A 24,515-nucleotide genomic window follows, 5' to 3' on the forward strand; every position below is an offset into this window, starting at 1 on the left:
GTTGAATGACACACCGCTATCGCGAGCAGGCTCGCTCCCACAGGGTTTAGCGGTTACTCGCCGGTGGCAATGCCGCGCGCAGGATCGTTGATCCACTCGCTCCACGATCCGGCATACAACGAACCCAACGGATAACCCGCCAGACACAGCGCGAACAGGTTATGGCAAGCCGTCACGCCTGAACCGCAGTACGCCACCAGATCGGTCGGCGAACGATCACCGAGTTTTGTGGCAAATCGCTGCTTGAGCTGATCAGCCGGCAGGAATCGTCCATCGCTGCCCAGGTTTTCATTGAACGCCGCACATTGCGCTCCCGGAATATGCCCGGCAATCGGATCAATCGGCTCCACTTCGCCTTTGAAACGCGGCAAGGCCCGGGCGTCCAGCAAGGTCAGCGCCGGCTGGCCGAGACGCTGCTGAAGTTGTTTGGCGCTCAAGATCAGCGCGTTGTCCGGTGTCCCGCTGAAGGTGCCGCGTTTGGTGTCGCACGCATCCAGGCTCAGCGGCAAACCTGCCGCGTGCCAGGCCTTGAGCCCGCCATCCAGAATAAACACGCCGTCACGCTTGCCCAGCCACGCCAGTAACCACCAGGCCCGTGCCGCGAAGGCACCCGGGCCGTCATCGTACAAAACCACTTCGCTGTCGGCGTTGATACCCCAGGCTTGCAGGCGCTCGACCAACGCTTCAGCGTCAGGCAGCGGATGACGCCCCGTCACGCCCTTGACCACCGACCCACTCAAATCACGCTCAAGATCGGCAAACTTCGACCCGGCGACGTGCCCTTCGGCATAGCTGCGCTGGCCATAGTCCGGGTCTTCGAGGGCAAAACGACAATCCAGAATCACCAACCCCGGCTGGTCCTTTTTCAGGTCCAGTGCTTGCGGGCTGATCAGTTGCGCAATGGGCATAGCGGGCTCCTGTGACTAAGTCGGTTTTTAATCCTACTGCACTTCTTCAAGGGCTTGGGCCAGCGGCACGTAAAACTCTTCGTACAGCGCGTTCACTGCATCGCGAGACTGATCCGTCACGAAACCGGCCTCAAGCACCAGCACCTGATACACCCCACGTTTAATGGCTTGTTCACTCAGGTGATTGGAGTTTTCCCGCGTGGTGCACAAAAACCGCACCCAGGACGTCAGGATAATCCACGCGTTGAGCGTCAGGGACTCGATCTGCACCTTGTCCATTTGCAGGATGCCGGCCTCGACGAAGCCCGCGTAGATGTGCGTGCCATGGATCAGGCAGCGCTGGGAAAACCGCCGGTAACGGGCGGCGAGTTCCGGATCGCTGTCGAGCAGGTGCTCGAGATCACGATGCAAAAACCGGTAGCGCCACATCGCCGCCAGCAACTCCTTAAGGTAGAAGCGCTTGTCGTCCACTGTGGACGCACGCCCCTGAGGCGGGCGCAGGAAGCTGTCCACCAGGCTTTCGTACTCACTGAACAACACGGCGATGATCGCCTGCTTGTTGGGGAAGTGGTAGTAAAGGTTGCCTGGTGAAATTTCCATATGGGCAGCAATGTGGTTGGTGCTGATACTGCGCTCACCCTGCTGATTGAACAGCTCCAGGCTGTTCTGCACGATGCGCTCGCTGGTTTTGATCCGAGGGGCCATGGCTTGAGCTTAAATTCAGAGTGCGATGATGGGCATCTTACGACCTATCCACGAGTGGATAAAACAAAGCTGTTCGAGGATGCCATTTGACTTTCTAGAGTATAGACTCTAAAAAGGTCTTCATTACAACTAATCCGGAGCCGACAATGACTGCTGATATCGCCTACCTTCAGAACATGAATCAGTCTCTGGAAGAACTGCAAACCCTGTTCGACGCACAACGCGCCGCTTACGCCGCCAACCCGATGCCGCCGGCCGCCCAGCGCCAGCAATGGCTCAAAGCACTGCGTGACCTGTTGAACAGCGAACGTCAGGCGTTGATCGAGGCGATCAGCCAGGATTTCAGCAACCGCAGCGCCGATGAAACTCTGCTCGCCGAAATAATGCCCAGCCTTCACGGCATTCATTACGCCAGCCAGCGCCTTAAAGGCTGGATGAAGGACTCGCGGCGCAAGGTGGGCATCGCTTTTCAGCCGGCGGCGGCCAAAGTTGTTTACCAACCGCTGGGCGTGGTCGGCGTGATCGTGCCGTGGAACTACCCGCTGTACCTGGCCATCGGCCCATTGGTGGGCGCGCTATCGGCCGGTAATCGGGTGATGCTCAAACTCAGCGAATCAACTCCCGCCACGGGTATGCTGCTCAAGGAATTGCTCGCGCGAGTCTTCCCTCAAGACCTGGTCTGCGTCGTGCTGGGCGAAGCCGATGTCGGCGTAGCGTTCTCTCGCCTGCCTTTCGATCACCTGCTGTTCACCGGCGCCACCAGCATCGGTAAACACGTGATGCGTGCGGCGGCCGAGAACCTCACCCCGGTGACCCTCGAACTCGGCGGCAAGTCCCCGGCCATCGTGTCCCATGATGTGCCATTGAAAGACGCCGCCGAACGTATCGCCTTCGGCAAAACCCTGAACGCCGGGCAAACCTGCGTGGCCCCGGATTACGTACTGGTGCCGGAAGATCGTGTGGATGATTTCGTCGAGGCTTATCGTCAGGTGATTCGCGGTTTTTATCCGACACTGGCTGACAACCCGGACTACACCGCCATCATCAACGAGCGGCAACTGGCGCGTCTCAACGGCTACATCAGCGATGCCACCAGCAAAGGTGCACTGCTGATTCCGTTGTTCGATCAGGGTCAGGGTCGTCGCATGAGTCACAGCCTGCTGCTCAACGTCACCGACGACATGACCGTGATGCAGGACGAAATCTTCGGCCCCCTGCTGCCAATCGTGCCGTACAAGAGTCTGGACGAGGCGTTTGCCTACATCAACCAACGCCCTCGCCCACTGGCGCTGTATTACTTCGGCTACGACAAGCGCGAACAAAACCGCGTGCTCCATGAAACCCATTCCGGGGGTGTTTGCCTCAATGACACCCTGCTTCACGTCGCTCAGGACGACATGCCATTTGGTGGCGTCGGCGCCTCGGGCATGGGCCATTACCACGGCCACGAAGGCTTCCTGACCTTCAGCAAGGCCAAAGGCGTGTTGATCAAACAGCGCTTCAACGCATCGAAGCTGATCTACCCGCCGTACGGAAAATCTATTCAGAAACTGATCCAGAAGCTGTTTATCCGCTAACCATCACCACCACCGGGTAACAACAATAATGAACCCAAGCTTGACCGATACACCCACGCTGTCACGGCGCGGCTTGCTGAAATTCAGCCTCGGCGCGAGCGCCTTTCTGGCCACGGCCGGCTTGGGCGCGAGCCTCAGCGGCTGCTCGTCGAGCACTCCGGCGACCGGCTTCACGTTGCTGCGCAGCGGCGACCTGCTGTTTTTGCGGGCCCTGATCCCGGTGATGCTCGAGGGCGCTGTCGCAGCCGAAAAAATGCCGGCCTCGGTCGACCAGACCTTGCACAGCCTGGACAACAGCCTGAATCACCTGTCCCCGGAAATGCTCAAGCTGACCCAGCAATTGTTCGATGTGCTGGGGATGGCCGTGACTCGCGGACCGCTGACCGGGATTTGGGGTAGCTGGGAAAACGCCAGCGCTGATGAAATCCGGCACTTCCTTGATCGTTGGGAAAACAGCTCATTGGGCTTGTTGCGCATGGGGCATAGCTCGTTGCTGCAACTGGTGATGATGGCGTGGTACAGCCGGGCGGAATCGTGGGCGCATTGCGGGTATCCCGGACCGCCTACGGTCTGAAATCGAGTCGCCCCACCACTGCATCCAAACCATAACAACTAGAGAATCTGAGAATGCCTGTACCCGACCCGTTCCGAGAAGGCCTGTCCCGTGGCTGGAAAACCTACAATGGCTCGCAACTGACCCAAGACCTGACCCTCGAAGCGGATGTGGCGATCATCGGCAGCGGTGCTGGCGGCGGCACCACGGCTGAAATCCTCAGCGCCGCCGGCTACAAGGTGCTGCTGATCGAGGAAGGCCCGCTCAAGACCAGCAGCGACTTCAAGATGCTCGAAGACCAGGCCTACTCCAGCCTCTATCAGGAAGGTATCGGGCGCATGAGCAAGGATGGCGCGATCACGATCCTTCAGGGTCGGGCGGTGGGTGGCACCACGCTGATCAACTGGACATCGAGCTTTCGCACGCCAGCCCCGACGCTCGAACACTGGGCCAAGGAGCACGATGTCAAAGGCCACTCACCAGCCGAGATGACGCCGTGGTTCGAGAAAATGGAACAACGCCTCGGCGTCGCACCGTGGATGGTGCCGCCCAACGCCAACAACGACGTGATCCGCAAAGGCTGTGAAAAACTCGGCTACAGCTGGCACGTCATCCCGCGCAACGTGCGCGGTTGCTGGAACCTCGGCTATTGCGGCATGGGCTGCCCGACCAACGCCAAGCAATCGATGCTGGTCACGACCATTCCGGCAACGCTGGAAAAAGGCGGCGAGCTGTTGTATCTGACCCGCGCGGAAAAACTGTCGATCAAGGACGGCAAAGTCACCGGTTTGCAATGCGTGGCGATGGACGACCGTTGCGTCGCGCCGACCGGCCGCACGATCACGGTCAAGGCGCGACATTACGTACTGGCCGGCGGCGGGATCAACAGCCCGGGGCTGCTCTTGCGCTCTGACGCACCGGATCCGCACAAGCGCCTGGGCAAACGCACGTTCCTGCATTTGGTGAACATGTCCGCCGGGCTGTTCGACGAAGTGATCAACCCGTTCTACGGCGCGCCGCAATCGATCTACTCCGACCATTTCCAATGGCAGGACGGCACCACCGGCAAGATGGCCTACAAACTCGAAGTCCCGCCGCTGCACCCGGCACTGGCGACGACCCTGCTCGGCGGCTTTGGCAAGGAAAACGCCCAGCACATGGAGCACCTGCCCCATACCCACGCCATGCTCGCGTTGCTGCGCGACGGTTTTCATCCGGACAGCCCCGGCGGCAGTGTTGAACTGCGCGGTGACAATACGCCAGTGCTCGACTATCAAGTCTCACCCTACACCTGGGACGGCTTGCGCCGAGCCTTCCACAGCATGGCCGAGATCCAGTTCGCCGGTGGCGCCAAAGCGGTGATGCCGATGCACGCCGATGCTCGCTACGTAAAAACCCTGGCCGAAGCGCGCACGCTGATCGATGGTTTGAGCCTTGAGTTGTATCGAACACGCTTGGGCAGCGCCCACGTGATGGGCGGTTGTGCGATGGGTGAAGACCCGAAAAACGCCGTCACCGACAGCCTCGGCCGTCATCACCAGCTCAGCAATCTGTCAGTCCATGACGGCTCTCTGTTTCCCACCAGCATTGGCGCAAACCCGCAATTGTCGATCTATGGGCTGACAGCACAACTGGCCACTTCCCTGGCCGAACGTTTGAAAAACCCATGAAAAGGGAGAATATTCTTATCGTCTATAGTGCTTTCTTACCCAACAGGCGACTTGGCCGACCGGGAAGGCTGCGATACCATCCGACTCCCCAACGGACTCCCGCCAGGACGACGCGATGAACCGAGTGTTGTACCCAGGTACCTTCGACCCTATTACCAAGGGCCATGGCGACTTGGTCGAACGCGCCGCGCGCCTGTTCGATCATGTAATCATCGCCGTTGCCGCCAGCCCCAAGAAAAACCCGTTGTTTCCTCTGGAACAGCGTGTGGAGCTGGCCCGCGAGGTCACTAAACATCTGCCGAACGTTGAAGTCGTCGGTTTCTCGACGCTGCTCGCGCACTTCGCCAAAGAGAAGAACGCCAACGTGTTTTTGCGTGGTTTGCGCGCGGTATCGGACTTCGAATACGAATTCCAGCTGGCCAACATGAACCGCCAACTGGCGCCGGATGTGGAAAGCCTCTTTCTTACTCCATCCGAGCGTTATTCGTTCATTTCTTCAACGCTGGTCCGTGAAATCGCTGCGCTTGGCGGCGATATCACCAAGTTCGTCCACCCTGCCGTGGCGGACGCCCTCACCGAGCGATTCAAGAAGTAACGACCGCTGAATCGGCGCCCGCGTGCACTGCGGGCGCCAATGCGGCACAATTGTGCGCATTGGTTTATTACGCCCGGGCCTGCCGCCCCGGCTGGAGTTAGCATGTCCCTGATCATCACCGACGATTGCATCAACTGCGACGTCTGCGAACCCGAGTGCCCGAACGCCGCCATTTCCCAAGGCGAAGAGATCTACGTGATCGACCCTAACCTGTGCACGCAGTGTGTCGGCCACTACGACGAACCTCAGTGCCAGCAAGTGTGCCCGGTGGATTGCATTCCTCTGGACGAAGCGCATCCGGAGACTGAAGACGAATTGATGGAGAAGTACCGGAAGATTACCGGTAAGGCTTGAATCTTTTACTGTCTGCTCCGACGCCTTCGCGGGCAAGTCGAATCGTCGTACCGCCGCTCCTACATTAGACCGCGGTCAACTGTAGGAGCGGGCTTGCCCGCGAAGAGGCCATCAGCAACACCGAAGCTATAACTGCCTTCACTCCCGCTGCTCAAACCCCTCCCCGATACACCCCAGACACCGCACAAACGCCGCTTTCGCAGGGTCAACCACCAACGCCTGTCCCGCATCGCCGACGCCGCCACCCAGCGCGGTAAACGGCAGCGACACCACAAACACGCCGGCACCGATCACCGTCGCCACAACCAACAAAGGCCGGGCAATCAGCAAGTCACCGATCATGGCGAACGCCGGGGGATTCTGGATGGTGTAGAGCGGGTCACCGCTGCCGCTGTTGGCCGCCAGCGCGGACGCACCCACGCCCAGCAGCCCCACAACGACAAGGATTCGAAACAGGTTCATGGCACGGTCCTAATGCGAGGCAGTGAGAACACTGACTATAGACCGCAGGACCTCTCAGCTCTGACAGCGAGGGCAAAAGACGCTGGCGCGCTGCCCGAGTTTCACATCCCGCAGTTCCGTGCCGCAGACCTTGCAGGGCTCATGGCCTCGGCCGTACACGAACAGTTCCTGCTGGAAGTAACCCGGCTGGCCGTCTCCCCCGATAAAGTCGCGCAACGTGGTGCCGCCGCGCTCGATGGCAGCGGCCAGGATGCGTTTGATCTCGATCGCCAACTTCAAATAACGCGCCCGGGAAATGCTCTTGGCTTCGCGGCGCGGATCGATGCCGGCGGCGAACAGCGCTTCGGTCGCGTAGATATTGCCGACGCCGACCACCACGGCGTTATCCATGATGAACGGCTTGACCGCCATGGAGCGCCCGCGAGACTGCTGAAACAAGCGCTCGCCGTCGAACAGGTCGGTCAACGGTTCCGGACCCAGGCGAATCAGCAATTCGTGGTTATACGGGTCGAGGCTCCAGAGCATCGCGCCAAACCGTCGCGGGTCGGTGTAACGCAGCGCCAGACCGGACTCCAGTTCGATGTCCACATGCTCATGCTTGGCCGCCGGCAGGCCAGCTTCCACCAGCCTTAAATTCCCCGACATACCCAAATGGCTGATCAGCGTGCCGACTTCGGCATTGATCAACAGGTACTTCGCGCGCCTTTCCACCAGCACGATGCGCTGCCCGGACAGCCGCACATCAAGGTCTTCCGGAATCGGCCAGCGCAAGCGCCGGTCACGCACGATCACTCGGCTGACGCGTTGGCCTTCCAGGTGCGGCGCAATCCCGCGGCGGGTGGTTTCGACTTCTGGCAGTTCAGGCATATTGCTCTCGAATCAGGCTATCCAACACTCAGCGGTGAGTGCCGAGGTCGCGAATCGTTTGCTTGAGCGTCTCGAAGTCATAGTCCGAGAGGCCGACATAATCGAGCACCAGATGCCCGATGCTGTTCCACTCGTGGTCTTCGGCCTGGTTACCCAATACTCGATAAGACGCACAAATGTGTTCGGCCATCTTGAGGATCGCCAGCAGGTTCTTGAGCTGCGCATTGCGCGACGACTCATCGCTGAAGATCGCCAACGCATTGTGGTGATTGGCGATAGCGGCGGTCACATGATCCGGCAGACGCCAAGACTTGGCGGTGTAGTAACCCACCACGGCATGGTTGGTGTTAAACGCCCGGTTCTCGGTGTCCACCACCCGGCATTCGGTACTGGCGTTAGCATACGCCTCTTCCAGAACCGTCATGTATTGCGGGAAACGCTGAAGCATCAACGGCACACCGCAATCGTGGAACAACCCCAGGGCGTACGCTTCATCGCCGGCCTGAGCGCCAATGCGCTTGGCCAGCGTCAGGCAGGTCATCGCCACGTCTTGAGCCGTATCCCAGAAGCGGTTCAAGGTGACGATAGTGTCGTCATTCATCTCACCCTTGATCGACTGCGCGTTGATCAGGTTGATAATTGAACGGCTGCCCAGCAGGTTCACCGCACGCTGGATCGAGGCGATCTTGTTGCTCAATCCGTAATACGGCGAGTTGACGATTTTCAGCAAAGCGCCAGAGAGGCCCGGGTCCTGGGATATCAGCTTCGCGATCACTTCCAGGTCCGGGTCGGGCATGTACTGCTCCATCTGCAAATCCACCATGATTTGCGGCTGGGCTGGCACGCTGATGCCTTGCAGGGACTGTTGAATCTGTTCGGTAGTCAGCTCTTGGGACATATGTACACACTCTGGGCCAGGCGCAGATTCTAGCTTCTAAAAGTTGGATCCGACACCTTGGACGGCGCATCTGCTGAAGTTTCATCTCCGCCCGTGGCCTTCACCGCATGTCTATCCGCCAAACCGTGGCCTTGCGCAACACGCTATACTCCCGCTCTTTTTTCCGGAGCGACGTCATGTCCCTGCCTAGCCTGCGCCTCAAAGCCAACGCCGACCGTCGCCTGCGAAACGGCCACTTGTGGGTCTACAGCAACGAAATCGATGTAGCCGCCACTCCTTTGCACGGTTTCAAGGCTGGTGACCAGGCGATCCTCGAAGCCGCCGGCGGCAAGCCGCTGGGGATCGTTGCCATGAGCCCGAACAACCTGATCTGCGCCCGTCTGTTGTCGCGCGACATCAAGTTGCCGCTGGACAAGTCGTTGCTCGTTCACCGCATCAACGTCGCCCTGTCGCTGCGCGATCGTCTGTTCGACAAGCCGTTCTATCGTCTGGTCTACGGCGACTCCGACCTGCTGCCAGGTCTGGTGGTCGACCGTTTCGGCGACATCCTGGTGGTGCAGATCGCCTCGGCGACCATGGAAGCCCATAAAGAAGACGTGATTGCCGCGTTGACCCAAGTGCTCAAGCCAAGCGGCATTCTGTTCAAGAATGACTCCGCCGCCCGTGATGCCGAAGGCCTCAACCGCTACGTCGAAACTGTGTTCGGCCTGGTACCGGAGTGGGTGGCGCTGGAAGAAAACGGCGTGAAATTCGAAGCACCGGTCATGCAAGGCCAGAAAACCGGCTGGTTCTACGACCACCGCATGAACCGCGCACGCCTGGCCCCGTATGCCAAAGGCAAACGTGTGCTGGACCTGTACAGCTACATCGGTGGTTGGGGTGTGCAAGCTGCCGCGTTTGGCGCCAGTGAAGTATTCTGCGTCGATGCTTCCGCCTTCGCCCTCGACGGCGTCGAGCGTAACGCCGCGCTGAACGGTTTCGCCGACAAAATGACCTGCATTGAAGGCGACGTGTTCGAAGCCCTGAAAGAACTGAAAGCCAGCGAAGAACGTTTCGACGTGATCGTGGCCGACCCTCCGGCCTTCATCAAACGCAAGAAAGACATGAAGAACGGTGAAGGCGCCTACCGCCGCCTGAACGAGCAAGCCATGCGCCTGCTCAGCAAGGACGGCATCCTGGTGAGTGCTTCGTGCTCGATGCACCTGCCCGAAGATGACCTGCAAAACATCCTGCTGACCAGCGCCCGCCACCTGGACCGCAATATCCAGTTGCTGGAGCGTGGCGGTCAGGGCCCGGACCACCCGGTTCACCCGGCCATCGCCGAGACTCGCTACATCAAGAGCATCACCTGCCGCCTGCTGCCAAACAGCTGATTACGCCGGTTTGACGGGGAGCCGATCGGCTCCCCGTTCTACTATCTGATATTCAACCCTACAACTTCCTACACTTGCAGTCCTGGTGACTTGCAGGACGTTTCTCTGTGTTTTTGATTTTAAAGAATACGCCTTACAAAACTTATTCACACTCTCGATTCATCTGACAAAACTACTAGAACATTCCTACTCAATCTCTCCTTGATAAGAGCGCATTAGCAACTATGATTGAGTTGTCACATTGGAGTGACGATCACTATCAATTACAAGGAGTTCCAAACATGAAAGCAATTACTCTGGAAGCTAACAACATCGCCAACCTGGCTTTTCTGGTTGCGCCAAAAGCCCGCTAAGTAAATGAAGCGCTGGGGAGTGCCGGCTACCCAGCGTTCTCTATGGAAAACTCCAGAGTGAACCACCCACCATGCAGATAAACCCTTATCTCTTCATACTTCCTCGCACGCCAGGTCAAATAGTGTGGGATTACAAAAACCACAAACAGTATGAGTTGGATCTTGAGCATTCAACCCGACTGGCAGAACTTATCAACAAACCGAACAGATTCAATAATAAAAACAGCATAGACATGCAACTTCTTGAAGCAGGAATACTGACCACAGCAACACCTTCTGCTATTGAGTGGGGCTGGGATGATCTGTCGAAAATATTCCATATCGGCACCAAGAACATTCCCTGCCAACACACCCCACAAGATATTCATGAATGGTCCAGAGAATATCTGAATCATTGCAGCGAAGTCTTGGCCACACCGACCCCGGACACGCGGCTGGCGGAACGCCTGGCAGGCGAGTTGATTACGCTGCCGAAACCTTCATGGCTGCCGGAAGGCTCTCTGGCTAACACCCTGATCGACCGAAAAACCTGCCGAACCTTCACCGGGGACACGCTCTCATTCGAAGCGGTCAGCACGTTGCTTTACTTGTCCCTGGGCTACTTGCGAGAACGTGAAGATGACATCGACGAAAGCATTGCCGAAGGACTCGACGCCCGGCGTACCAGTCCTTCCGGAGGTGGGCTGAACGCTTGTGAAGGCTTCCTTCTTGTACAAAATGTCAGCGGCCTGAAACCCGGGCTCTATGCCTACCATCCTACCGAGCATGCGTTGAGCTACGTCAACCCACTGCCAAATCGACCGTTGGGCCATCTGCTGTGCGGGCAACACTTCATTAATAACCTGCCGGTGGGCCTGTTCATCACCAGTCGATTCGACAAACTGTGGTGGAAATATGAACACTCGCGCGCTTACCGAATGGCCTACGTTGAAGCCGGACATATTTCCCAGACCTTCCAGTTAGTGGCCACCTCTTTGGGATTGAACACCTGGCTGACCGGAGCGCTGACGGACGATCAGGTCGAAACGCTGCTGGGCCTCAATGACAGCGCAGAGCAGCCTTTGTTTTTTGTCGGCTGCGGGAACAGCGACGGCGACGTGATGTGCAAGGAACTCAAAGCGCTGCTGAGCCGGCAGGAGTCCCAATCATGACGGGCTCGCTCCTTGAACAGGCATCGCTTCCCGTCGGCTGGGCCCAGCGTTTCACCCTCGGCGCCTGGGATAACCGGGCAGCCGTGCGAACCAGCAAGCACACCTATTTATTGCCGCCGGATGTTGAACAGCAATTGGAAACCCGCCATTGGTTTCCACCGGCCTTCCTGCCTTATCTGAATCACCCGTCAATCAAAGACGCCGGCCGGGTAATCTCCCATCGACTATCGGCCAATCATCTGGTGCATTTCCTCGACTACACCACCTTGCTCGAACACCGCATCGTCAATCGATCTGTCGAAGCCATCGTCCATGGCGAACTCGGCGTGTGTGTTCCCCAACGGATGAAAAAGGCCGCGCTGCAGCTGTACACCGATGAGGGTTACCACGCCCTGTTTTCCAATAGCCTCGCCGAGCAGATTGCCGCTCACTACGGCATGGCCGATCGGCCGGTCATGCCGCAGCGAATCACCCGACTGAACGCCCTGCTCGAGCGCACACCCGACAGGCACAAGCCACTGGCCTGGTTCCTCACCGGTTTCGTCTCCGAGACGATCATCGCCAAGGATCTGCTCGACATCTGTCGCGATGCGTTGGTGGACGGCGTTCAGGAAATGCTCAGGGACCACCTCGCCGACGAGGCGCTGCACAGTCGCTATTTCTCCGAGGTTTTCCACCATCTGTGGCTGCACCTGAACAGCGCTCAACGCCTGTTCTGCGCCGGGCTGCTGCCGGAGATCATTCGGGTTTTCTTTGAGGTCGATGAGCGTTGGCTGAGGGCAAGCTTTCGCAGTGTCGGCCTCAGCGAAACCTCCTGCGCAGACATCATCGAAGGGCTGTTCAACGCGCAATCGTGCCTGCAACGCGCCCGGTCGGGTGCCAGGGCCACCCTGAACGCCTTGAAAAAAGCAGGGTTCTTCGATCTGCCTCACAACCGGCAACTCTTCACCAGAGCCGGGCTTCTTGATGAATAAAGGAAACGATATAGCCCACGCAAAAAAACGTCGGGCTACGATCATTCTGTTGATGACCATGACACTTCTGGGGGTTTTTCCCCTCGACGTGGTGCTCCCATCATTTCCCGCTCTTTCTGACTATTTTCAGACCTCACCGTCCGGGATCGCTCTGTCCGTCAGCGTGTTTGCCATCGGACTGGCACTGTCAGTGGTGCTGATCGGGCCATTGTCGGATGTGTGGGGGCGCCAGAAGCTGCTGCTGGGAGGCATTGCCATCGCGACAATTGGAGCGACTGGTTGCTTGGTCGCCAGCGACTACCGCTGTTTTTTGTTCTTTCGCGTGATTCAGGCGATTGGTTGCGGGTCATTTTCGTTGTCTCAGGCGCTGATACAGGACCTGTTTGCCGGTCGAGAACGGGAGCGCATCAGGATCTGGATGGTGACGGGGGGCGGAGTATTTATTTCAATTTCCCCACTGCTGGGAACCTGGCTGCAATCGTGCTTCGGCTGGCAAGGCAGTTTTTATGTATTTATTGCACTGGCGGTTATGACCTGGCTCGGTGCCTACCGGCTAATCAAGGAAATGCCGCCTGTCCACAGGGCGCTACACAAGGGATTTTTCAGGGTTTATTGGCGCTTATGTTCGGATGTACGTTTCATGGGTTACTGGTTGATTTCGGCCCTGGCCTTCGCCTGCCATTTTTCGTTCATCGTTTCTTCGCCCATCATCTTCATGGAGCGTCTGGCGCTCTCGCCGTATGAATTTGCTTGGGCGTTGCTGCTATATGGCGTGGCGTACGTATTCGGCGGGGTATTAGCCAGCGTGTTGCATCGATACCTGCAAGCCAACACCCAGATCATTATCGGCCTGGGCCTGATCGCCGTTTCAGGCGGGCTCATGATGTGGCTGACTCGCCAGTTCGGTCTTTCTGCGGCGACGGTGTTGATCTCCATGCTGGTCTGCACCATCGGCACCACCATTGCCAGGCCAATCGTCAACTCCAAAGCGATGAGTCTTCACCCAGAGAATGCCGGGGCCTCCACTTCGGTCGGGGCCATGCTGATTTTCATGTTCGGCGGTGTGACCAGTTCAGTAATCAATCTGATGCCCGAAAACCTGACCACGACGCTGGCTCTTGGCTTTCTGACACTGAGCGTTGCCGGGCTTGGGGTGAACGCAGTGATCAACCACAAGACTCAACAGGCGCTTAATACCGGGTGATACGTGCCAGTCGTCATTTCGTCCGCTCCGTCAGCACGGGATCAACGCTTGCCGGCATTCCCTCCTGACGCCAGCCGTGTAGAATCGCGACATTCATCGCCAGTCATCCCCCGGCGGGTTTATGAGCTCAAGCTGAAGCGCGCGGCGATCCCGCAAAGTTATCGGCAACTTCCGGACACACGGCCATTTCTGAGTGTTCCAGACGTCAATAGAAGCTCACTTCCCTTTTGATACCTGATTAGCCGCCCGGAGTGCTTCATGCCTGATTACCGCTCGAAAACATCCACCCACGGCCGCAACATGGCCGGTGCCCGCGCACTGTGGCGCGCCACGGGGATGAAAGATGACGACTTCAAAAAGCCGATCATCGCCATTGCCAACTCGTTCACCCAGTTCGTACCGGGCCACGTCCACCTCAAGGACCTGGGCCAACTGGTCGCCCGCGAAATCGAACGCGCTGGCGGTGTCGCCAAAGAATTCAACACCATTGCCGTGGATGACGGCATTGCCATGGGCCACGACGGCATGCTGTATTCGCTGCCGAGCCGCGAGATCATCGCCGACTCCGTCGAGTACATGGTCAACGCCCACTGCGCCGACGCCATCGTCTGCATCTCCAACTGCGACAAGATCACCCCTGGCATGTTGATGGCCTCTCTGCGCCTGAACATCCCGGTGATCTTCGTCTCCGGCGGCCCGATGGAAGCCGGCAAGACCAAACTGGCCAGCCACGGTCTCGACCTCGTCGACGCCATGGTGATCGCCGCCGACTCCAGCGCTTCTGACGAGAAAGTCGCTGAGTACGAGCGCAGCGCCTGCCCGACGTGCGGCTCGTGCTCCGGCATGTTCACCGCCAACTCGATGAACTGCCTGGTCGAAGCCTTGGGCCTGGCATTGCCAGGCAACGGTTCGACCCTGGCCACCCATAGCGACCGCGAGCAATTGTTCCTGCAAGCCGGCCGCACCATCGTCGAGCTGTGCAAGCGTTACTACGGCGAGAACGACGAATCAGTACTGCCGCGCAACATCGCCAACTTCAAGGCGTTCGAAAACGCCATGACGCTGGACATCGCCATGGGCGGTTCCACCAACACCATCCTGCACTTGCTGGCTGCGGCCCAGGAAGCCGAGATCGATTTCGACCTGCGCGACATCGACCGTCTGTCCCGTCACGTTCCGCAACTGTGCAAAGTCGCGCCGAACATCCAGAAGTACCACATGGAAGACGTGCACCGTGCCGGCGGGATCTTCAGCATCCTCGGCTCGCTGGCCCGTGGCGGGTTGCTGCACACCGACCTGCCGACCGTGCACAGCAAGACCCTGGCCGAAGGCATTGCCAAGTGGGACATCACCCAGACCGACGACGAAGCTGTGCACCACTTCTTCAAGGCCGGCCCGGCAGGCATTCCGACGCAAACCGCGTTCAGCCAGTCGACCCGTTGGGAAACCCTGGACGACGACCGTGAAAACGGCTGCATCCGCAGTGTCGAGCACGCTTACTCGAAAGAAGGCGGTCTGGCCGTTCTGTACGGCAACATCGCGCTCGATGGCTGCGTGGTGAAAACCGCTGGCGTCGACGAATCGATCCATGTCTTCGAAGGCAACGCGAAGATCTTCGAAAGCCAGGACAGCGCCGTGCGCGGCATCCTCGCAGACGAAGTGAAAGCCGGCGACATCGTGATCATTCGTTACGAAGGCCCGAAAGGCGGCCCGGGCATGCAGGAAATGCTGTACCCGACGTCCTACCTGAAATCCAAAGGCCTGGGCAAAGCCTGCGCCCTGCTCACCGACGGCCGTTTCTCCGGCGGCACCTCGGGCCTGTCCATCGGCCACGCATCGCCAGAAGCGGCGGCGGGCGGTGCAATTGGTCTGGTGCAGGACGGCGACAAAGTGCTGATCGACATTCCGAACCGCTCGATCAACCTGTTGATCAGCGATGAAGAAATGGTTGGGCGTCGCGCCGAGCAGGATCAGAAAGGCTGGAAGCCTGTGGAAAAACGTCCACGCAAGGTGACCACCGCACTGAAAGCCTACGCCCTGCTGGCGACCAGCGCCGACAAGGGTGCCGTGCGTAACAAGGCGATGCTCGACGGGCTGTAAGCACTCACCGTCGACAATAAAAATGCCCCGCCAAGTGCGGGGCATTTTTTTGTCTGACCGATTTAATGGTTGAACATGACGGCCCCATCGCGAGCAGGCTCACTCCTACAGGAGAATGCATTCCAATGTAGGAGTGAGCCTGCTCGCGATGGCTGCACCTCGGTGTTATTGAATTTCCTCAGGCTTCACGATCACCCAGTTCTTGTCCGCCGTAACCTCCAGCCCTTCCTTGGCCTGGGCCGCGGCGTTTGTGGCCATCATGCCGTTAATCTGGGTCATGTATTTGTCTTTGCGATTGACCCACAAGTGGATGCCGCCCTTGTTCACGTCGACGCTGTGGAACAGCATGTAACCGTCGCTGCTCGGGGTGTCGCCGCCGACCAGTACCGGTTTTTTCCACTGATCGATGTAGGTCAGGATCGCCGCCTGTTTACCGGCCATCCAGGTCGCCGGGGTCCACAGATACGGGGTCAGTTCGAGACCGAGGTTAGCCTTCTCGTCATACTTGCCAGCGGTGATCTGTTTGCGCGCGGTGGTCAGTTCGCCGGACTTCGGGTCCTTGAGCAGCAGGCTCACGCCGATGACGTTCTGCGGTTTGACGTTGTAGCCGTACTTCGGATCGGAGGCGACCATGCGCACCAGCTCTTCAGAGGCGGCGGTCATCACGTAGACCTCGATACCGTTCTCCATCAGTTTGTTGTACAGCTCTTTCTGGCCGGTGAAGATTTTCGGCGGGTTGACGTCGAGTTTTTTGACGACGTCGCCTTCGTAATAAGTGGCCGGCACCGGTTTGCCGGACGCCATCAACTCGTCGACATAACCTTTGAGTTCCTTGAGCGTGAAGCCGGAGAACACCTGGGCGACCCATGGGTAGCACACCATGTCGTCGAGCTCGCAGAGGCGGTAGTAGTAGCTGAACAGGCTTTCCTTATGGTCGGCGGTGTCTTTGAACGGAATCAGCTTCAGGGAGGGGTCGAGTTTGTCGCGGGTGATCAGGCCCTTGTTCTCCATGAACGGCAACAACGACTCTTCCAGATCGTAGCGGTAACTGGTGTTGTCCATGTCGAACACCGCGTAGTTACCTTTGTTGGCGTTGGCGGCAATCATTGCGTCCAGCGCCTTGGCCTGATCGGCGGGCCAGTGTTTCAAGTCGGTTGCGAGTACCTGGCCGGCAAGGCCCAGGCAAAGTGCTGCAGCCAGTAATTTCGGTACGAATTTCATCGACGATTCTCCCTGAATTTGAAAGACATCGACGCTAACAAATATGTGTGACAGTCCTCGTCTGTCAGCGACCGTTAGCGTACCTATTGCGCCAGCTGCATCTCTGTAAGCGACGCGCCCTTATTCCAAAAACGACAGTTAACCTCTGTTTTCGGTATTAATTCATTAGATATCAAGCTGTTAGGATTCCCGGTTCGCAGCTGTCCAGGAAGGCAGCCAGCACACGTCTTATTGGAGTCTTTATGAATCTGCCGCTGATTCTCAATCTGCTGGTGTTCCTCGCCCTGCTGTTTGGCCTGGCACAAACCCGTCACACCACCTGGAGCCTGGCGAAAAAAGTCCTGCTCGCCCTGGTGCTGGGCGTGGTGTTCGGTGTGTCTCTGCACACCGTTTACGGTGCTGGCAACCCGGTACTGAAAGCCTCGATCGGCTGGTTCGATCTGGTGGGCAACGGTTACGTGCAGTTGCTGCAAATGATCGTGATCCCGCTGGTGTTCGCCTCGATCCTCAGCGCCGTGGCCCGTCTGCACAACGCGTCGTCCTTGGGCAAAATCAGCTTCCTGACCATCGGCACGCTGCTGTTCACCACCACCCTTGCGGCGTTGATCGGCATCGGATTGACCAACCTGTTTGGCTTGACCGCTGAAGGCCTGGTGGCCGGCACCCAGGAACTGGCGCGCCTGCAAACCATCCAGAGCGACTACGCCGGCAAGGTCGCCGACCTGAACGTGCCGCAACTGCTGCTCTCGTTCATTCCGCAAAACCCGTTTGCCGATCTGGCTCGCGCCAAGCCGACCTCGATCATCAGCGTGGTGATTTTTGCTGCGTTCCTCGGGGTCGCTGCCTTGCAATTGCTGAAGGATGACGTCGAGAAAGGTCAGAAAGTGATCAACGCCATCGACACCCTGCAAGCCTGGGTGATGCGCCTGGTGCGTCTGGTAATGAAGCTGACGCCCTACGGCGTATTGGCGCTGATGACCAAAGTGGTCGCCGGCTCCAACCTGCAAGACATCATCAAGCTCGGCAGTTTTGTCGTGGTGTCCTACCTCGGCCTGGGCCTGATGTTTGTGGTTCACGGCGTGTTGGTGTCGGCGGCCGGGATCAACCCGCTGCGGTTCTTCCGCAAGGTCTGGCCGGTGCTGACGTTTGCCTTTACCAGCCGTTCAAGCGCGGCGACGATTCCGTTGAGCATCGAAGCGCAGACCAGTCGTTTGGGCATCCCTCAGTCCATTGCCAGTTTCGCCGCGTCGTTCGGCGCGACCATTGGCCAGAATGGCTGTGCCGGCCTGTACCCGGCGATGTTGGCGGTCATGGTGGCGCCGACCGTGGGCATCAACCCCATGGACCCGCTGTGGATTGCAACGCTGGTGGCGATTGTGACGCTGAGCTCGGCCGGTGTGGCGGGCGTGGGCGGTGGCGCGACGTTTGCCGCACTGATCGTGCTGCCGGCGATGGGCTTGCCGGTGTCACTGGTGGCGTTGCTGATTTCGGTCGAGCCGCTGATTGATATGGGGCGTACGGCGCTGAACGTCAGTGGGTCGATGACGGCTGGGGCGATTACCAGCCAGATCATGCAGCAGACGGATAAAGAGCTTCTGGGTGCGGATGAGCATGCGGATTTGGCTCACGCTTAGATCTTTATAGGCTGGGCTGGCCTCATCGCGGGCAAGCCCGGCTCCTACAGGGTTTTGAGGTGAAACACACATTGTGTGAACACCACTTAACCCTGTAGGAGCCGAGCTTGCTCGCGAAGCTTTTAGGCCTTTTCCCAAACCTCGAAGTTGTACGCCGGTTTGTCATCTACGGCTGGATTCGGGGTGTTGGACACCAGTTTCCACTGGCCCAAATCAAACTCCGGAAACCACGCATCCCCGTCCGGGCTCAGCGCCACGCGCGTCAGGTACAACCGATCCGCCTGAGCCATCCCCTGCGCATACAACTGCGCGCCGCCAATCAGCATCAGCTCATCGACGCCCTGCTCCTTCGCCCATTCTTCGGCGCGAACTACCGCAGCTTCCAGCGACGGGTAAACCTCGGCGCCTTCCAGCACCAGATCCACTTGACGGCTGACCACGATGTTCAGCCGGCCCGGCAGCGGACGCCCGAGGGAATCCCAGGTCTTGCGACCCATGATGATCGGCTTGCCGAGGGTGGTGGCCTTGAAATATTTGAAGTCCCCCGGCAAGTGCCAGGGCATGCTGTTGTCGACGCCGATCACACGGTTTTCACCGAGGGCTGCGATCAGGCTGAGGGGGAGTGATTTAGTCATGCCGACGAGGATACCAGAGCCATCCGTACCCCGATAAGCGCCACAGCGGTTATGCTCACGACTCAATCTAAGCGACGGGATGCCGCGTGACTGAACTGAACAACCTCTGGCTGACAGAAACCATCCGCCTGCGCGAAGAACACGCCGGGCCTCTTGATGATCTGGAAGCCAACCGACTGGCCCGCAGCGCCGGCGGTGACCTGCCGACACGGATTCAACGTCGGGCCGTATGGCTGGCCGAGCGTGATGGTTTGGCCAACGCCCTCCAGCACTGGCTGCAAGGCGCGCGACTGGCGCTGATCGTGATGGCGGTGCTGGCCGTGGTCAGCGGCGCCGGTCTGGCCTTTGCCGCGATGGGCGACGGGCAGACCCCGGTGAACGTGTTCTGGGCCTTGGGCAGTCTGCTCGGGCTGAACCTGATTCTATTGCTGAGCTGGGCGCTGGGCCTGATCTTCGCCGGCGAAAACGGCGCCACCCTCGGACGCTTATGGTTGTGGCTCAGCGAAAAACTCGCGCGCGATGCCAAAACCGCGCAACTGGCCCCGGCCCTATTGCTGTTGTTGCAACGACGGAAACTCAATCGCTGGGCCATCGGCATGCTGGTCAACGGCCTGTGGCTGTTGGCGATGCTCAGCGCACTGGCGATTCTGCTGACGTTGATGGCCACCCGGCGCTACGGTTTTGTCTGGGAAACCACCATTTTGAGCGCTGACACCTTCGTCGCCATGACTCAGGCCCTCGGCGCGTTGCCGGCCGTGCTCGGCTTCAGCGTGCCCACCGTGGAGATGATCCGCGCCAGCGGCGATGCCGCGCTCAACATCGAAAGCGCTCGACAGGCCTGGGCTGCATGGCTGGTGGGTGTCCTGCTGATTTACGGGGTGCTGCCGCGCTTGCTGCTGATGCTGTTTTGCCAGTGGCGCTGGAAAACCGGCCAAGCGAAATTGCATCTGGATCTGAACCTGCCCGGCTATGCCCAACTGCGCGAACGATTGATGCCCACCAGCGAACGCCTGGGCATCAGCGATGCTGCGCCAGAGCAACTTCATCGCGTGGAACGCGGTGTCACTGACCAGAAAAGCGACGGTGCCCTGCTGGTCGCCATCGAACTGGATGACCAACGCCCGTGGCCGCCGCACCTGCCGAAAAACGTGGGTAACGCCGGCATTCTCGACAGCCGAGAATCACGCAACCGACTCCTCGAACAATTGAGCCGCTTTCCACCCGCGCGTCTGGTCATCGCTTGCGACCCACGTCGCTCGCCGGACCGTGGCAGCCTCGCGCTGATCGCCGAACTGGCGCGCAATGCTGGCGCCACCCGCGTCTGGCTGCTGCAAGCGCCACCCGGTGAAGCGCTGGACGCGGAACGACTGGGCGACTGGCATGTGGCGTTGCAACAATTGGAGTTGCCATTCGCCGATTGCGCACCGCTGAACTGGCTGGAGACCGGTCATGACTAACGCCTGGAAGGCACCGTTGAAACTGGCCGTGGTCGGTCACACCAACGTCGGCAAAACCTCATTGCTGCGCACACTGACCCGTGATGTCGGTTTCGGCGAAGTGTCCCATCGCCCCAGCACCACACGTCATGTCGAAGGCGCGAGGTTGTCGGTGGACGGCGAGCCGTTGCTTGACCTCTATGACACGCCCGGCCTGGAAGACGCCATCGCCCTGCTCGACTACCTCGAGCGCCTGGAGCGTCCCGGCGAACGCCTCGACGGGCCGGCACGCCTGGCCAGATTCCTTGAGGGCAGTGAAGCCCGGCAGCGCTTTGAGCAGGAAGCCAAAGTGTTGCGGCAACTGCTCACCTGCGATGCCGGCCTCTACGTGATCGATGCCCGCGAACCAGTGCTGGCCAAGTACCGCGACGAACTGGAGGTGCTGGCCAGTTGCGGCAAACCACTGCTGCCGGTGCTGAATTTCGTCAGCAGCGCTCACCACCGCGAGCCGGATTGGCGTGAAGCATTGGCGCGTCTGGGCTTGCATGCCCTGGTGCGTTTCGATAGCGTCGCACCGCCGGAAGATGGCGAACGTCGCCTCTATGAAAGCCTCGCGCTGCTGCTGGAAAATTCCCGTGAACAGCTAGAGCGATTGATCGCCGATCAACAGGCCCAGCGCCTGGCCCGTCAGCAAAGCGCGGTGCGGCTGATTGCCGAGTTGCTGATTGATTGCGCCGCCTGCCGGCGCAGCGTGGCCAGCGATGCGGAGCAGGAACAGCACGCCATCAGCGAACTGCACAAAGCCGTGCGCCAACGTGAACAACGTTGTGTTGAAGCGCTGCTCAAGCTTTACGCATTTCGCCCACAGGATGCAGCGGCCAGTGATCTGCCACTGCTCGATGGCCGTTGGGGCGATGATCTGTTCAACCCGGAAACCCTCAAGCAACTGGGCGTAAGAGTCGGCGGCGGAATCGCTGCCGGTGCGGCCGCCGGCGCCGGCGTCGACTTGCTGGTGGGTGGCATTACCCTGGGCGCGGCAGCCTTGGCCGGGGCCATCGCCGGTGGCGCACTGCAAACCGCGCGCAGCTATGGCAGCCGGTTATTGGGCAAGATCAAAGGCCAAAGAGAACTGACCATCGATGACAGCGTTCTGAGGTTGCTGGCATTGCGTCAGCGCCAGCTGCTACAGGCGCTGAATGCGCGTGGGCACGCGGCAATGGACAGCATTCAGGTCGCCACGCCGCAGGACAAGACCTGGCGCGAAGGCAAATTACCCGAGGCACTGAACAAGGCTCGGGCGCATCCGCAGTGGTCGTCGCTGAATCCGCAAGCGAAATTGAATCAGGCGGAGCGGCAGGAGCAGATTGAGGTGTTGGCGCAGCAGCTTTAGCTCTAGTATCAACGGTGACGCGCCTGGCCTCTTCGCGAGCAGGCTCGCTCCCACAGGTTCAGTGTTGACCTGTTCTTTGTGGTCAGACGCAGATTCAATGTGGGAGCGAGCCTGCTCGCGAAGGCAGCGACTCGGTTCAGTTCCGGTCACCACCAGCCAACCTTCAAAAACTCGCGCACCAACGAACTGACCCGGCTTCGATCCGTGCGATCCGCCCGGCCGTCATTGTTCACATCGCTGCACAAGACCACCTCGAATACCCCGTCGTTATCCAGGTCGTGAACCGCCGCCTTATAGGCAACCTGCGCCCCATCATGAAAGTGCAGCCGCACCGTTTCCGGGGTGCCGTCACCTGACCGGTTGTCCGAGGAAATCCGCAGGTGACGTTCCTCACCAGCACCCGCGTTGAACCAGGCACATTTCAAATAGGTCGTGCCCAAGCGCTTGAGCCCCAGCAGGTCCGCCTGCGTTGCTTCGCGCTGCAGCTGTTCATCTTCATAAAAGTGAACATGCAGCGTATCGGCCCGGCCGCTACCGCTTTGATCCTGTGCGATGACTTTTAGATAACGCATCCATGCGCTCCTGTCGAAAAGATCAGCCTGGACCTGATCGGCCATACGGTCCATGCGCCCGTACGCTATCGCACGTGGGACAAGTCAACGCACTTTGAGGGACAACAGACCGGCAGCCTTGCGCTTCAAGATGTCGAGATCAATCAGCGGCACGCGCATCTCTTTGGCCAACTCATCCCACTGGCGCATGCGCAAACTGACCTCGCACAACGGATCTTGCTCGAAGGCTTCAGCCTCGGCAGGTGTCATCACCCCGCCCTGATACTCCAGCGTGCGGCGGCTGGCTTCACTCAAGCGCTGGTAGTACCCAGGCTCCTTCAACGTCAGGTAACGCTTGGCCTGCACGTGGTATTCCACCAGTCGCGCCATGCGCTCGCTGAAACCGGCTCGGCGCAAGTAGTCGGCGCCCAGCCGCTCGTGGCTGACCACGCCGAAGCCGCCCATGTTCTTGGCGCTTTCTGCGCAGATGTGCCCGATGTCGTGAAAAAACGCGGCCAGCACCACTTCATCATCGAAGCCTTCGGCCATCGCCAGTTGCGCCGCCTGGGACATGTGCTCGATCTGTGACACTGGTTCGCCAATGTAGTCGCTGTCGCCAAAGCGTTCGTACAGACCGAACACCTCGGCGATCACCTGTTCGTGGTTACTCATCAACGCTCTCCCAACAAAGTCGCCACATTACGTTCAGCCATCGCTGGCCCGACGCTCATGCCGACTCCGGTGTGCATCAGCGCCACGCTCAATCCCAGTGTCGGTCGCAGGAACGAAAACGGACCCGGCCCCCGTGAACCATAGACACCCTGCCAGCGTTCGACCACTTGCACCTTGCAGCCCAGCGTCTGCTCGGCCAGTTCGATCATCCAGTTGTCCACTTGCTCAGCGTTGAACGGCGATGGATCGCTGCCGTAGTGGTGGGAGTCGCCGATGATCAATTCGCCATAGGGCGTTGGACTGATCAGCAGGTGAATGCCGTTGTCATGCAGATGCGGCTCGTCTCGCAGAATCTGCGCCTGCACCGCCTCCGCTTCCGGCAGGTCGGCGAAGGCGCCGTAGTGAACGCAGCTCAAACCGGTGAGCAAGGCGTGTTGCAGGTTGAGGTCGATTTGCGGGCGGGCGCGGAGCATTTGCAGGCGACAGATTTGCGGGTTGAGCGCGGCAATCGGCTCGGCCAGCAACGTCTGATAATCGTGGCCGGAGCACACGATGATCTGCTCGGCGCTGAAGGTGCCGGCAGTGCTGTGCAAGCGGCCCGGCTCGATGTCGCGGACCAGGGTCGAAAAGTGAAAGGTGACGCTGAGTTCACGGCGCAGGTAATCGATCAGCGCCGGAATCGCCTCGCGGGAATACAGTTGCTGATCGTCCATCCCGTGCAATGCGGCGCGATGATGGCTGAACTGGCCGCCGTACAGATCACGCAGTGCAGCGCCGCGCAGCAACTCGACACGGTAACCGTGTTCCACAGCACGGCCGGCGCAAAACGCCTCCAGCAGGTGTTCTTCGGCTTCGGTGCGGGCGAACAGGTACGAGCCGTTGCGTTTGAGTTGCAGGCCGGCGAGTTGCGCCCATTGGCCCCAGATCTCACGGCTGGCCTTGGCCAGTTCGAGCATCGGGCCTGGTGGCTGGCCGGTGACGAGGGCCTGGCCGAAGTTGCGCACCGAGGCGCCCAATGGCGTTTCGCTGCGTTCGAAAACCGTGACTTTGAGACCGCGTCTGGCGGCGGCGTAGGCGTGGGCCAGGCCGAGGATGCCGGCGCCGACGATCAGCATGTCGTTGTGTTGTGTCATGGAGACTTGTCCTGAATTCGAAGCCGCCTTCGCGGGCAAGCCTCGCTCCTACAGGGGAACGCGTATCCCTGTAGGAGCGAGGCTTGCCCGCGAAAGGGC

The 24,515-nt window shown here is 59.4% G+C and carries 23 protein-coding genes; 13 read left to right on the forward strand and 10 right to left on the reverse strand.

The genetic code is table 11. From position 1 onward, the window contains the following. Positions 1-53: 53 nt before the first annotated feature. Positions 54-908: a sulfurtransferase gene (locus ACWGZX_RS12580; protein ID WP_452628520.1), complete on the reverse strand. Its 855-nt coding sequence runs from the start codon at positions 906-908 to the stop codon at positions 54-56. Between the two features lie 33 nt (positions 909-941). After that, positions 942-1,613, reverse strand: a complete 672-nt coding sequence (locus ACWGZX_RS12585; protein ID WP_452628521.1) for a TetR/AcrR family transcriptional regulator — start codon at positions 1,611-1,613, stop codon at positions 942-944. 146 nt (positions 1,614-1,759) lie between these two features. Between ACWGZX_RS12585 and ACWGZX_RS12590 the strand changes: the two genes are divergently transcribed. The 5 genes from ACWGZX_RS12590 (at position 1,760) to ACWGZX_RS12610 (ending at position 6,362) form a co-directional block, all read left to right on the forward strand. Beyond that, a complete protein-coding gene (locus tag ACWGZX_RS12590; protein WP_452628522.1) occupies positions 1,760-3,190 on the forward strand; it encodes a coniferyl aldehyde dehydrogenase in 1,431 nt (476 codons plus the stop codon). A 28-nt stretch (positions 3,191-3,218) separates the two neighbouring features. Then, positions 3,219-3,764 (forward strand): twin-arginine translocation pathway signal protein, encoded by a 546-nt coding sequence (locus tag ACWGZX_RS12595; protein ID WP_452628523.1) that lies wholly within the window; start codon positions 3,219-3,221, stop codon positions 3,762-3,764. Positions 3,765-3,817: 53 nt separating this feature from the next. Then, positions 3,818-5,413, forward strand: a complete 1,596-nt coding sequence (locus ACWGZX_RS12600; protein WP_452628524.1) for a GMC family oxidoreductase N-terminal domain-containing protein — start codon at positions 3,818-3,820, stop codon at positions 5,411-5,413. Positions 5,414-5,528: 115 nt separating this feature from the next. Then, on the forward strand, positions 5,529-6,008 hold the full coding sequence (gene coaD, locus ACWGZX_RS12605) for a pantetheine-phosphate adenylyltransferase (RefSeq protein ID WP_007945531.1): 480 nt from the start codon (positions 5,529-5,531) through the stop codon (positions 6,006-6,008). A 102-nt stretch (positions 6,009-6,110) separates the two neighbouring features. After that, positions 6,111-6,362, forward strand: a complete 252-nt coding sequence (locus ACWGZX_RS12610; RefSeq protein ID WP_007945532.1) for a YfhL family 4Fe-4S dicluster ferredoxin — start codon at positions 6,111-6,113, stop codon at positions 6,360-6,362. A 138-nt stretch (positions 6,363-6,500) separates the two neighbouring features. Here the strand turns inward: ACWGZX_RS12610 and ACWGZX_RS12615 are convergent, their stop codons facing one another. Genes ACWGZX_RS12615 through ACWGZX_RS12625 form a run of 3 tightly spaced genes read right to left on the reverse strand, consistent with a single transcriptional unit; the run spans position 6,501 to position 8,535 of the window. Continuing rightward, positions 6,501-6,824 (reverse strand): multidrug transporter, encoded by a 324-nt coding sequence (locus ACWGZX_RS12615; RefSeq protein ID WP_452628525.1) that lies wholly within the window; start codon positions 6,822-6,824, stop codon positions 6,501-6,503. Positions 6,825-6,878: 54 nt separating this feature from the next. After that, the gene (gene mutM / locus ACWGZX_RS12620) at positions 6,879-7,691 is read right to left on the reverse strand and encodes a bifunctional DNA-formamidopyrimidine glycosylase/DNA-(apurinic or apyrimidinic site) lyase (protein WP_223517970.1); all 813 of its coding nucleotides are present in this window, start codon (positions 7,689-7,691) and stop codon (positions 6,879-6,881) included. A gap of 28 nt (positions 7,692-7,719) precedes the next feature. Further along, complete coding sequence (locus ACWGZX_RS12625) at positions 7,720-8,535, reverse strand: HDOD domain-containing protein (protein ID WP_223518208.1); 816 nt, start codon at positions 8,533-8,535, stop codon at positions 7,720-7,722. 230 nt (positions 8,536-8,765) lie between these two features. On the opposite strand from ACWGZX_RS12625, the gene ACWGZX_RS12630 reads away from it, so the two are divergent. The 5 genes from ACWGZX_RS12630 (at position 8,766) to ilvD (ending at position 15,744) form a co-directional block, all read left to right on the forward strand. Then, complete coding sequence (locus ACWGZX_RS12630; RefSeq protein WP_452628526.1) at positions 8,766-9,962, forward strand: class I SAM-dependent rRNA methyltransferase; 1,197 nt, start codon at positions 8,766-8,768, stop codon at positions 9,960-9,962. A gap of 424 nt (positions 9,963-10,386) precedes the next feature. Continuing rightward, complete coding sequence (locus ACWGZX_RS12635) at positions 10,387-11,466, forward strand: SagB family peptide dehydrogenase (RefSeq protein ID WP_452628527.1); 1,080 nt, start codon at positions 10,387-10,389, stop codon at positions 11,464-11,466. After that, on the forward strand, positions 11,463-12,440 hold the full coding sequence (locus tag ACWGZX_RS12640; protein ID WP_452628528.1) for a diiron oxygenase: 978 nt from the start codon (positions 11,463-11,465) through the stop codon (positions 12,438-12,440). Before ACWGZX_RS12635 ends, ACWGZX_RS12640 begins: the two co-directional genes overlap by 4 nt. After that, the gene (locus ACWGZX_RS12645) at positions 12,433-13,644 is read left to right on the forward strand and encodes an MFS transporter (protein ID WP_452628529.1); all 1,212 of its coding nucleotides are present in this window, start codon (positions 12,433-12,435) and stop codon (positions 13,642-13,644) included. The genes ACWGZX_RS12640 and ACWGZX_RS12645 overlap by 8 nt, the downstream gene beginning before the upstream one ends. A gap of 258 nt (positions 13,645-13,902) precedes the next feature. Then, the gene (gene ilvD / locus ACWGZX_RS12650; RefSeq protein WP_452628530.1) at positions 13,903-15,744 is read left to right on the forward strand and encodes a dihydroxy-acid dehydratase; all 1,842 of its coding nucleotides are present in this window, start codon (positions 13,903-13,905) and stop codon (positions 15,742-15,744) included. A 165-nt stretch (positions 15,745-15,909) separates the two neighbouring features. On the opposite strand, the gene ACWGZX_RS12655 is transcribed toward ilvD, so the two are convergent. Next, positions 15,910-16,965 (reverse strand): haloacid dehalogenase-like hydrolase, encoded by a 1,056-nt coding sequence (locus ACWGZX_RS12655; protein ID WP_452628531.1) that lies wholly within the window; start codon positions 16,963-16,965, stop codon positions 15,910-15,912. A 242-nt stretch (positions 16,966-17,207) separates the two neighbouring features. Here ACWGZX_RS12655 and ACWGZX_RS12660 point away from each other — a divergent pair, with 242 nt between their 5' ends. Then, positions 17,208-18,599, forward strand: coding sequence for an L-cystine transporter (locus ACWGZX_RS12660; RefSeq protein ID WP_452628532.1), 1,392 nt, complete (start codon positions 17,208-17,210; stop codon positions 18,597-18,599). A 122-nt stretch (positions 18,600-18,721) separates the two neighbouring features. Here the strand turns inward: ACWGZX_RS12660 and ACWGZX_RS12665 are convergent, their stop codons facing one another. Beyond that, positions 18,722-19,234, reverse strand: coding sequence for a dihydrofolate reductase (locus ACWGZX_RS12665; RefSeq protein WP_452628533.1), 513 nt, complete (start codon positions 19,232-19,234; stop codon positions 18,722-18,724). Between the two features lie 86 nt (positions 19,235-19,320). Between ACWGZX_RS12665 and ACWGZX_RS12670 the strand changes: the two genes are divergently transcribed. Then, positions 19,321-20,691 (forward strand): DUF2868 domain-containing protein, encoded by a 1,371-nt coding sequence (locus ACWGZX_RS12670; protein WP_452628534.1) that lies wholly within the window; start codon positions 19,321-19,323, stop codon positions 20,689-20,691. Beyond that, entirely contained in the window at positions 20,684-22,060 is a 1,377-nt protein-coding gene (locus ACWGZX_RS12675) for a GTPase/DUF3482 domain-containing protein (protein ID WP_452628535.1), read from the forward strand. Before ACWGZX_RS12670 ends, ACWGZX_RS12675 begins: the two co-directional genes overlap by 8 nt. A gap of 146 nt (positions 22,061-22,206) precedes the next feature. Here ACWGZX_RS12675 and ACWGZX_RS12680 read toward each other — a convergent pair whose 3' ends face one another. The 3 genes from ACWGZX_RS12680 to ACWGZX_RS12690 are packed head-to-tail and all read right to left on the reverse strand — an operon-like array spanning position 22,207 to position 24,416. Next, positions 22,207-22,686: a hypothetical protein gene (locus ACWGZX_RS12680; RefSeq protein WP_452628536.1), complete on the reverse strand. Its 480-nt coding sequence runs from the start codon at positions 22,684-22,686 to the stop codon at positions 22,207-22,209. 30 nt (positions 22,687-22,716) lie between these two features. Further along, complete coding sequence (locus ACWGZX_RS12685) at positions 22,717-23,283, reverse strand: phosphonate degradation HD-domain oxygenase (RefSeq protein ID WP_452628537.1); 567 nt, start codon at positions 23,281-23,283, stop codon at positions 22,717-22,719. Further along, complete coding sequence (locus ACWGZX_RS12690; protein WP_452628538.1) at positions 23,283-24,416, reverse strand: TIGR03364 family FAD-dependent oxidoreductase; 1,134 nt, start codon at positions 24,414-24,416, stop codon at positions 23,283-23,285. Before ACWGZX_RS12690 ends, ACWGZX_RS12685 begins: the two co-directional genes overlap by 1 nt. Positions 24,417-24,515 lie beyond the last annotated feature (99 nt).

Source organism: Pseudomonas sp. CLCA07, from assembly GCF_053615335.1.

Excerpts from the sequence above, each read along its gene's own strand:
- ACWGZX_RS12635 (WP_452628527.1), top strand. The coding sequence starts at position 10,387 with ATGCAGATAAACCCTTATCTCTTCATACTTCCTCGCACGCCAGGTCAA.
- ACWGZX_RS12665 (WP_452628533.1), bottom strand. The coding sequence starts at position 19,234 with ATGACTAAATCACTCCCCCTCAGCCTGATCGCAGCCCTCGGTGAAAAC.
- mutM (WP_223517970.1), bottom strand. The coding sequence starts at position 7,691 with ATGCCTGAACTGCCAGAAGTCGAAACCACCCGCCGCGGGATTGCGCCG.
- ACWGZX_RS12630 (WP_452628526.1), top strand. The coding sequence starts at position 8,766 with ATGTCCCTGCCTAGCCTGCGCCTCAAAGCCAACGCCGACCGTCGCCTG.
- ACWGZX_RS12645 (WP_452628529.1), top strand. The coding sequence starts at position 12,433 with ATGAATAAAGGAAACGATATAGCCCACGCAAAAAAACGTCGGGCTACG.
- ACWGZX_RS12660 (WP_452628532.1), top strand. The coding sequence starts at position 17,208 with ATGAATCTGCCGCTGATTCTCAATCTGCTGGTGTTCCTCGCCCTGCTG.
- ilvD (WP_452628530.1), top strand. The coding sequence starts at position 13,903 with ATGCCTGATTACCGCTCGAAAACATCCACCCACGGCCGCAACATGGCC.
- ACWGZX_RS12600 (WP_452628524.1), top strand. The coding sequence starts at position 3,818 with ATGCCTGTACCCGACCCGTTCCGAGAAGGCCTGTCCCGTGGCTGGAAA.
- ACWGZX_RS12640 (WP_452628528.1), top strand. The coding sequence starts at position 11,463 with ATGACGGGCTCGCTCCTTGAACAGGCATCGCTTCCCGTCGGCTGGGCC.
- ACWGZX_RS12585 (WP_452628521.1), bottom strand. The coding sequence starts at position 1,613 with ATGGCCCCTCGGATCAAAACCAGCGAGCGCATCGTGCAGAACAGCCTG.
- ACWGZX_RS12610 (WP_007945532.1), top strand. The coding sequence starts at position 6,111 with ATGTCCCTGATCATCACCGACGATTGCATCAACTGCGACGTCTGCGAA.
- ACWGZX_RS12580 (WP_452628520.1), bottom strand. The coding sequence starts at position 908 with ATGCCCATTGCGCAACTGATCAGCCCGCAAGCACTGGACCTGAAAAAG.
- coaD (WP_007945531.1), top strand. The coding sequence starts at position 5,529 with ATGAACCGAGTGTTGTACCCAGGTACCTTCGACCCTATTACCAAGGGC.
- ACWGZX_RS12690 (WP_452628538.1), bottom strand. The coding sequence starts at position 24,416 with ATGACACAACACAACGACATGCTGATCGTCGGCGCCGGCATCCTCGGC.
- ACWGZX_RS12675 (WP_452628535.1), top strand. The coding sequence starts at position 20,684 with ATGACTAACGCCTGGAAGGCACCGTTGAAACTGGCCGTGGTCGGTCAC.
- ACWGZX_RS12615 (WP_452628525.1), bottom strand. The coding sequence starts at position 6,824 with ATGAACCTGTTTCGAATCCTTGTCGTTGTGGGGCTGCTGGGCGTGGGT.
- ACWGZX_RS12655 (WP_452628531.1), bottom strand. The coding sequence starts at position 16,965 with ATGAAATTCGTACCGAAATTACTGGCTGCAGCACTTTGCCTGGGCCTT.
- ACWGZX_RS12590 (WP_452628522.1), top strand. The coding sequence starts at position 1,760 with ATGACTGCTGATATCGCCTACCTTCAGAACATGAATCAGTCTCTGGAA.
- ACWGZX_RS12595 (WP_452628523.1), top strand. The coding sequence starts at position 3,219 with ATGAACCCAAGCTTGACCGATACACCCACGCTGTCACGGCGCGGCTTG.
- ACWGZX_RS12680 (WP_452628536.1), bottom strand. The coding sequence starts at position 22,686 with ATGGACCGTATGGCCGATCAGGTCCAGGCTGATCTTTTCGACAGGAGC.
- ACWGZX_RS12685 (WP_452628537.1), bottom strand. The coding sequence starts at position 23,283 with ATGAGTAACCACGAACAGGTGATCGCCGAGGTGTTCGGTCTGTACGAA.